The organism is Limosilactobacillus reuteri (genome assembly GCF_002254085.1).
GTDB lineage: Bacteria > Bacillota > Bacilli > Lactobacillales > Lactobacillaceae > Limosilactobacillus > Limosilactobacillus reuteri_K.
The window spans coordinates 64,720-73,422 of the sequence record NZ_NGPY01000002.1; the positions used below are offsets into that span (position 1 = coordinate 64,720).

Consider the following 8,703-nt stretch of genomic DNA (forward strand, 5'->3'; position numbering starts at 1 on the left):
GGATGAGTCGTTATCAAGATGCAGGGGTGGATGTAAATGCCGGGTACGAACTTGTTTACCGTATTAAAGATGCCGTCAAATCAACTGATCGCCTAGGTGTGATTGGGGGAATTGGCAGCTTTGGAGGGATGTTTGACTTAGAAAAATTACAGGTACGGCATCCGGTCCTTGTCTCTGGCACTGATGGTGTGGGAACGAAACTCTTAATTGCCCAACAAATGAATAAGCACGATACAATCGGGATCGATGTTGTCGCAATGTGTGTTAATGATGTCCTTGCGCAGGGAGCGGAACCAATAACATTTCTCGACTATATTGCAACCGGCCATAATGATCCGGCTAAGATGGCAGCGATTGTTAGTGGAGTAGCGACTGGTTGCCGAGAAGCTGGGGCGGCTTTAATTGGTGGAGAAACAGCAGAAATGCCAGATATGTATGCAGCCACTGAGTATGACCTGGCAGGGACAGTAACCGGGGTAGCAGAAAAAGAAGAACTTCTTACCGCTGTTGGACCACAAAAAGATGATGTTTTAATTGGCCTCCCATCAAGCGGCTTGCATTCCAATGGCTTTTCCCTTGTCCGGCAGATCTTATTTAAGGATAATCACGTCAAATTAACTGATCGCCCAGAAGCATTGAGGGGGAAGACAGTAGGAGAAACGATCCTGACTCCTACTAGGATTTATGTTCAAGCGGTCTTACCATTAGTCCATCGCAAATTGGTTCATGGGATTAGTCACATTACTGGTGGAGGATTGATTGAAAACGTTCCCCGGATGTTTAGGAATAACTTGCAAGCGGTAATTGATCCTAGGCAGTGGCCACAGCTTCCGGTCTTTGACTATTTGCGTGTGCTAGGAGGCCTTACTAAGGAGGATTGTTTCGAAGCATTTAACATGGGAATAGGAATGGTCTTAGCAGTGGCACCAGATCAAGTAGCGCAAGTTCAAGAGATGCTATCAAATAAAAACATGACAAGTTATCAAATTGGTTATCTTCGTCATTGCTTACCAGATGCAAAAAAGATTGTTATCAAGTGAGGATTGTAAATGAGAGTCGCAATTTTAGCATCAGGAAACGGAACGAATTTTGAAGTCTTAGCACAGCACTTCAAAAATAATGATCTTCCTGGTGAATTAGCATTATTATTCTGTAATCATCCAGATGCTCCGGTAATGAAAAGAGCTGCCCGACTGGGGATTCCGGCAGAAAGCTTTACGGTCAAATCTTGTGGAGGAAAACAGGAATACGAGGAAAAATTATTGGGAGTGTTGAAAAAGTATCAAATTGACTTTATTGCCCTTGCTGGTTATTTACGAGTAATCGGACCCACTATTTTGGATCATTATGCTCACCGAATTATTAACCTTCATCCAGCATGGTTACCAGAATATCCCGGACTGCATTCAATTGAACGGGCATTTGCTGATCAACAGGCACAGACAGGCGTCACCGTACATTATATTGATGCGGGACTCGATTCCGGCCCAATTATCGTCCAGGAACACGTCCCGATTTTACCAACGGATACTATTGAAACCTTAGAAGCACGGGTTCATGAAACTGAGCACCGGTTATATCCTGAAGCACTAAAGCAGGCATTAGAAAAGGAGCAACATTAAATTATGAAAAGAGCATTAGTAAGCGTTTCTGATAAGCAAAGCTTGGTTCCATTCGTTAAAGGATTAGTTGAAAATGGTTTTGAAATTATCTCGACTGGTGGGACGAAGCGGGTTTTAGATGAAGCGGGAATTGAAACAATTGGGATTGAGGATGTTACTCATTTTCCAGAAATTCTTGATGGCCGCGTAAAGACTCTTAACCCATACGTCCATGGGGGACTATTGGCTCGCCGGGACTTACCAGAACACATGGCGACCCTCGAAAAGCTTAATATTACGCCAATCGATTTAGTCTGTGTTAATCTTTATCCATTTAAAGAGACGATCGAAAAGCCGGGAGTGGAAATAGCCGCTGCAATTGAAAATATTGATATTGGTGGTCCTAGCATGGTCCGCTCAGCTGCTAAAAACTATCATGATGTAACAATCGTGGTGGATCAAGCTGATTACGATGAAGTCTTAGCCCAGATCAAAGAAGATGGTGAAACATCATTAGCAACCCGAGCACGTTTAGCAGCGAAAGCCTTTCGTCATACAGCAGCCTATGATTCCCTCATCTCTCAATACCTTACAAAACAGACAGGACTTGAAGACCCAGAAAAATTAACCTTAAGCTGGGATTTAAAAGAAACAATGCGTTATGGCGAAAATAGTCACCAAAAGGCTTGGTTATATGAAGACGCGCTTCCTAAGGCTTTTTCAGTTTTACAGGCTGAACAATTACATGGTAAGAAACTTTCCTACAATAATATTAAGGATGCTGATGAAGCATTACGGTGCATTCGCGAATTTGATGAACCAACAGTGGTAGCGATGAAACATATGAACCCATGTGGTATTGGTCGCGGGGATAGTTTGGTTCAAGCCTGGGATCGTGCCTATGAAGCTGACCCTGTTTCCATCTTTGGGGGAGTGATTGCTCTTAATCGCCAAGTTGATTTAGCGACTGCCGAGAAAATGCACAAAATCTTTTTAGAAATTGTCATTGCACCCGGCTTTGACGATGATGCATTTGAATTACTGGCAAAGAAGAAAAATATTCGTTTGCTGCGTCTGGACTTCAGTAAGAAGGATGAACCAACTAAACATGAAGTTGTTTCAGTGATGGGTGGAATGTTGTTGCAGGAACAAGACACGCTTAAGGAAGATTACCATGACTGGCAATGTGTTACTGAAAAGCAGCCAACAGAGGAACAGCTTAAGACATTAATGTTTGCTTGGAAAGCAGTTAAGCATGCCAAATCAAATGCAATTGTCTTAGCAAATGATGAGCGAACGTTAGGGGTAGGAGAAGGTCAACCTAACCGAATTGATTCATTAAAAATTGCCGTAAAACATGCTGGCGAGGCGATTGATGACCGGACAGTGATGGCATCGGATGCCTTCTTCCCATTTGGCGATTGTGTTGAATATGCAGGTCAAAATGGCATTAAGGCGATTGTTCAGCCAGGGGGATCAATTCGCGATCAAGAATCAATTGAGATGGCAAATAAATACGGAATTGCAATGGTCACAACAGGTATTCGTCATTTCCACCATTAAAGCTAGGAGGGTATCATGGAAAAGCAGGTCAACGTATTAGTTGTAGGTGAAGGCGGTCGTGAATTTGCCGTGGCGAAGAAATTACAAGAAAGTCCCCGTGTTAAGCAAGTTTATTGCGCGCCAGGCAACGTGGGGATGTCGACTGTAGGAGTGATTCCCGTTGCAATTGCGGAAACTGACTTTGCTAAGCTGATTCAATTTGCTAAAGAACATAATGTCGCGTGGACATTCGTGGGCCCTGAGGATTGCTTGGTTGATGGGATTGTCGATGAATTTAAGGCGGCTGGATTGAAGGTTTTTGGTCCTGATGCGCGGGCTGCCCAATTAGAAGGCTCGAAAGACTATGCCCTTAATTTTATGAATAATTATCACGTTCCCACTGCCCGCCATGCGACATATCGGGATCAAACAGCAGCGATTAATAACGTTGGCCAATTTGGCTTTCCAGTAGTAATTAAAGAAAATGGTTTAGCTGGAGGAAAAGGGGTTGTTATTGCAAAGGATCGTGCAGAAGCAATTAAGACAATCAAAGAAATGTTTGTCAATGGGCAGGCGCGCCTTGTGATTGAAGAATGCTTATCGGGTCCCGAATATTCGATGTTTGCTTTGATTAGTAATGGGCATTACCGAATTTTGCCCATGGCTCAAGACCACAAACGAGCATTTGATGGCGATAAAGGTCCTAATACTGGGGGGATGGGTGCTTATAGTCCCTTGCCACAACTTTCATCAGCTGTTCGACAACGGATGGTCGATGAAGTGCTTAAGCCAACAATTGATGGTTTGGTGGCTGGCGAGTATCACTACCATGGAATTTTATACATTGGCCTTATTTTGACTGATGATGGTGCAAAAGTAATTGAGTATAATGTTCGTTTAGGTGACCCAGAGACACAGGTGATTTTGCCCCGCATGAAAACGGACTTATTTGAACTTGTAGATGCAGCAATTAATGATCGACCATTACCAGAAGTTGAAGAAAATAAAGATGCTTGTTTTGGCGTTGTTTTGGCATCGAAAGGATATCCAACTAAGCCAATCCATGGCCAAAAGTTGGGAACATTTCCCCTTGATCCTAATGTCACTATTGATTATGCAAATGTTGCTGGGACGATTAATGATTTGAAAGGTGCAGGCGGACGTTTACTAATGGTGATCGGGAAAGATGATTCTCTTCAAAAAGCCCGTGATCACGTTTATGACTATTTGAGCCAGCTTGATGAACCTGAATGTTTTTATCGTCATGACATTGGTGCAAAAGCTGGACTACAATAATTTCTTCATCACTATTGGCATTTACAGGGGAATGGATTAAAATAATATAGTAATGCTGTTTATAGCGATTTTAAGAAGAAAGAGGTCAATTGAACATGGCTAAATTAGTATTAATTCGTCACGGTCAAAGTGAATGGAACTTATCTAACCAATTTACTGGTTGGGTTGACGTTGATTTAAGTGAAAAGGGTGTTGAACAAGCAAAGAATGCTGGTAAAGCCCTTAAGGAACACGGCATTGAATTTGACTACGCATACACTTCTGTTTTGAAGCGTGCTATCAAGACTTTGCACTATGCTCTTGAAGAATGTGACCAATTATGGATTCCTGAATACAAGACTTGGCGTTTAAACGAACGTCACTATGGTGCACTTCAAGGCCACAACAAGCAAAAGGCCGCTGAAAAGTACGGTGACGAACAAGTTCACATTTGGCGTCGTTCATACGATGTATTACCTCCATTGCTAAGTGCTGACGATGAAGGTTCTGCTGCAAAGGATCGTCGTTACGCTAACTTAGACCCACGTGCTATTCCTGGTGGTGAAAACTTGAAGGTTACTTTGGAACGTGTTATTCCATTATGGCAAGATGAAATTGCGCCAAAGCTTTTGGACAACAAGAACGTTATCATCGCTGCCCACGGTAACTCTCTTCGTGCATTGAGCAAGTACATCGAAAACATTTCTGATGAAGACATCATGAACCTTGAAATGGCTACTGGTCAACCAGTTGTTTACGACTTCGATGACAAGCTTAACGTATTAAGCAAGGAAAAGTACTAAAATAAACTTACAATATTAAATTTGAAGAGGCGGGAAAGTTAGATTCCTAACGCCTCTTTTTTGTAGCTTTTTTTGAAGAAATGTTGAAGATATTGGCGAATAAATTGAGCTTATAGTGAGTTGTGGTATGATTAACATCAGAATCTAATAAGGTGGAGAGAATTTAAATGAAAATGGAAAAACAACGAACACTCCCAATGAAGGAATTCTTCGCTTCATTGAAGGAACTGGTAAAGCCTAACTATTTAAAGGCAATGTGGCCAGTTGCAGGAGTATCAATTATTTTTATTGCTTTAGCAGCGATCTTAGCACTTCTTAATTCAAACATTGCTGCCTCATTGAGTATGACGATGATGATGGTAATGTACGGAATGGCTTCCCCAGTAGCAATCTTGTTCTCATTATTAGAAATTGTAGGGATTGTCGCAATTATTGCTGCGTTAGCCTTCTTCTATACTTTCTTTGCGGTTGCTACCCAATATACATACCAGGATAAGATGGCTCATCCAGAACAACCAGTTAGTGCTGGCTCAATCTGGATGCACTATAAGCACTTGCGAAAAAACCAAGTATGGCGGATTATTCTTTACATTGGATTGTTTACTTTCTTATGGAGTTTACCCCTCAACATCGTTAACGCATTACTCTTGCCACATCTATCCGGAGTAGCCGCTGTTTATACGGGATGGGCAATTCGCATCCTTAACGATATTGTTGTATTGTGGAAGAGTATTGAATATTCTCAATCATATTTCCTTTATCGTGAAAAACAGCCACAATTCCTTGGTCAATCAATGCGTTATGCTTTAACTGCTAGTCGGCGGTTCATGACTGGTCGAAAGTGGAACTACTTTGCAATTCTGTTTGTCTTAGAATTCCTTCCAATGTTTATCTGGACCTTAATTTTTGGTGGATTGGCATTTTACGGCGTTTATACGGCAACCTATGTTCTTACCTATATCGGAATCGTCTTAGTGATTGTTGGTATTTCCTGCTACCTTCCAGTGGTATATGCAATTCTTGCTTTGTACTACAACAAGGCTCGAGCTGGAATGGAAATGGATGTTCTCTTTAAAGATACTTTTAAGCCAGTAGCCGAATTAACCGGTGAAGCTTATGTTCATGAAGTATATGTAGAAAAACAACCCCAAAAACAACCATCACCAACTGTTAAGCGTGATGATGAGAAGAAGCACGAAGCAAAAAAAGATGAATAGTGAAAAACGAGGCTGAAAGGTAACGAAATCTCTTCAGCTTTTTTGAATCTTAAATACTTCTTGACAGTAATCGTTAATTCCATGTACAATGACGGCAATAACCAAAGATGAAGAAGTAATCTTAGTAGTAAGCGGTTGGACATTTAGGAAGCAAGTGGTAACTGTAAACTTTGCCAATGCCGTTATACGAATTACACTTACGGAGTCTTTCAGTATTTGAACGGATCGTCTCGTTATCGACTAGAGTGGTAGCTATTTAGCTGCAAATCAAGGTGGTAACGCGGTAAATCGTCCCTGACTTCATTATTTGAAGTTGGGGATTTTTTGTATCCGAGAAATTTATGGAGGTAAACATGGATATTCTTAATGAACTAGAATGGCGTGGGGCTATTAACCAAGTTACAGACGAAGAAGGCCTACGCAAATTAACATCAGAAGATAAAATTGCTCTTTACTGTGGAACTGACCCAACTGGGGATAGTCTTCATATTGGACACTTAATTCCATTTATGATTTTGAAACGATTCCAATTAGCAGGCCATCACCCAGTAATTATTATTGGGGGAGGAACGGGTGCAATTGGTGATCCATCCGGTCGAAAGTCAGAACGGCAGCTTCAAACAATGGATCAAGTTCACCACAACGAAGAAGCATTAACTGCTCAAATGAAGAAATTGTTTGGTACTGAAAACTTCACGATTGTAAATAACTATGAATGGTTATCAAAGATCAGCTTGCTAGACTTTCTTCGTGACTACGGTAAACTGTTTAATATCAACACAATGTTAAATAAGGAAGTAGTGGCTAGTCGGTTAGATGCTGGTATTTCATTTACTGAATTCACTTACCAAATTCTTCAATCAGTCGATTTTCTTCATCTTTACCGCCACAATGATGTTCAATTACAAATTGGTGGCTCCGATCAGTGGGGAAACATCACCGCCGGAATTGATTTGATTCATAAGGTTGAAGGACCAGATACTAAGGTTTACGGACTTACCATTCCATTAATGCTCAAAGCTGATGGGACTAAATTTGGTAAGACCGCGGGTGGTGCAATTTGGCTTGACCCAGAAAAGACTTCTCCATACGAATTTTATCAATTCTGGATTAACCAAGATGACCGTGACGTTATTAAATACTTGAAGTACTTCACTTTCTTATCAAAGGAAGAAATTGATGACTTGGCAGAAAAAGTTGATAAAGAACCATGGAAGCGAGAAGCTCAACGTCGCTTAGCCCAAGAAGTAACTAAATTTGTTCATGGCCAAGAAGCAGTTGAAGAAGCAGAACGGATTAGTAAAGCATTGTTCTCTGGGGATGTTGCTGACCTTTCTGCTGCAGAAATTGAACAAGGCTTCAAGAATATGCCTTCAGTAGATGTAGAAAATAAGAAAGAAAATATTGTTGTTTGGTTAACCGATAATGGTATTGAACCTTCACGTCGCCAAGCTCGGCAAGATGTATCGAGTGGGGCTATCAGAATTAATGGGGAAAAAGTTGATGATGTTGATGCGGAGATTGATCCCCAAGCGCATTTTGATGGTAAGTTTGTAATTGTCCGAAAGGGTAAGAAGCACTATTACTTAGCTCGCGTAAAATAAACTAGACCAATTGTTAGTAAATACGTTCTTAAAAGATAATTTAAGGGCGTATTTTTTATTTTTAGATGCAAAAAACAAATTTTACTTATTCAAAAAATAAAAAAGTTCAGTTTTAAAAAATAAATTCAAAAAGTTGAAAAAAGGTGTTGACGAAAGAATGAAATCCATGTATAGTAGTTATCGTTGTCGAAACAGTTAAGTGCTGTTGAGATGGTTTGACAAAAAAGTTAAAAATAATTGTTGACATCTGATTGACAACATGATATATTAATAAAGTTACTGATTGAGTTATCGATCAAAAGAAATTCAAAATTAATTAAAATTTCTTCTTGACAGGCTAATCTGATATATATTATAATAAGTATGTTGATTGGCTGCTTGATTAGCCAACAGGTAGACCTTTGAAAACTGAACAAAGTTTCGACGGATCAAATGTGTAGGGTCTTCAATCACGATGTGATTTGAAGCAAAACATTTGCGAAGTCAATTCGCTTAATAACAAAGATAATTGAGAGCTATTCAAGTTCTTATATGTTTTATATGAGAGTTTGATCCTGGCTCAGGATGAACGCCGGCGGTGTGCCTAATACATGCAAGTCGTACGCACTGGCCCAACTGATCGATGGTGCTTGCACCTGATTGACGTTGGATCACCAGTGAG

At 40.6% G+C, this 8,703-nt stretch carries 7 protein-coding genes; all 7 read left to right on the forward strand.

Annotated features, from left to right (window positions below; genetic code table 11):
• Positions 1-2: 2 nt before the first annotated feature.
• Complete coding sequence (gene purM, locus CBG10_RS00650; protein WP_094511334.1) at positions 3-1,040, forward strand: phosphoribosylformylglycinamidine cyclo-ligase; 1,038 nt, start codon at positions 3-5, stop codon at positions 1,038-1,040.
• Between the two features lie 9 nt (positions 1,041-1,049).
• The gene (purN, locus tag CBG10_RS00655) at positions 1,050-1,622 is read left to right on the forward strand and encodes a phosphoribosylglycinamide formyltransferase (RefSeq protein WP_019251520.1); all 573 of its coding nucleotides are present in this window, start codon (positions 1,050-1,052) and stop codon (positions 1,620-1,622) included.
• A 3-nt stretch (positions 1,623-1,625) separates the two neighbouring features.
• Entirely contained in the window at positions 1,626-3,164 is a 1,539-nt protein-coding gene (purH, locus tag CBG10_RS00660; RefSeq protein WP_094511335.1) for a bifunctional phosphoribosylaminoimidazolecarboxamide formyltransferase/IMP cyclohydrolase, read from the forward strand.
• Between the two features lie 15 nt (positions 3,165-3,179).
• Positions 3,180-4,439 (forward strand): phosphoribosylamine--glycine ligase, encoded by a 1,260-nt coding sequence (gene purD / locus CBG10_RS00665; RefSeq protein WP_094511337.1) that lies wholly within the window; start codon positions 3,180-3,182, stop codon positions 4,437-4,439.
• A 95-nt stretch (positions 4,440-4,534) separates the two neighbouring features.
• Entirely contained in the window at positions 4,535-5,221 is a 687-nt protein-coding gene (locus CBG10_RS00670) for a 2,3-diphosphoglycerate-dependent phosphoglycerate mutase (RefSeq protein WP_003665449.1), read from the forward strand.
• Positions 5,222-5,388: 167 nt separating this feature from the next.
• The gene (locus tag CBG10_RS00675) at positions 5,389-6,438 is read left to right on the forward strand and encodes an MFS transporter (RefSeq protein ID WP_094511338.1); all 1,050 of its coding nucleotides are present in this window, start codon (positions 5,389-5,391) and stop codon (positions 6,436-6,438) included.
• Positions 6,439-6,791: 353 nt separating this feature from the next.
• A complete protein-coding gene (gene tyrS, locus CBG10_RS00680) occupies positions 6,792-8,042 on the forward strand; it encodes a tyrosine--tRNA ligase (protein ID WP_094511339.1) in 1,251 nt (416 codons plus the stop codon).
• The last annotated feature ends 661 nt before the right edge of the window (positions 8,043-8,703 follow it).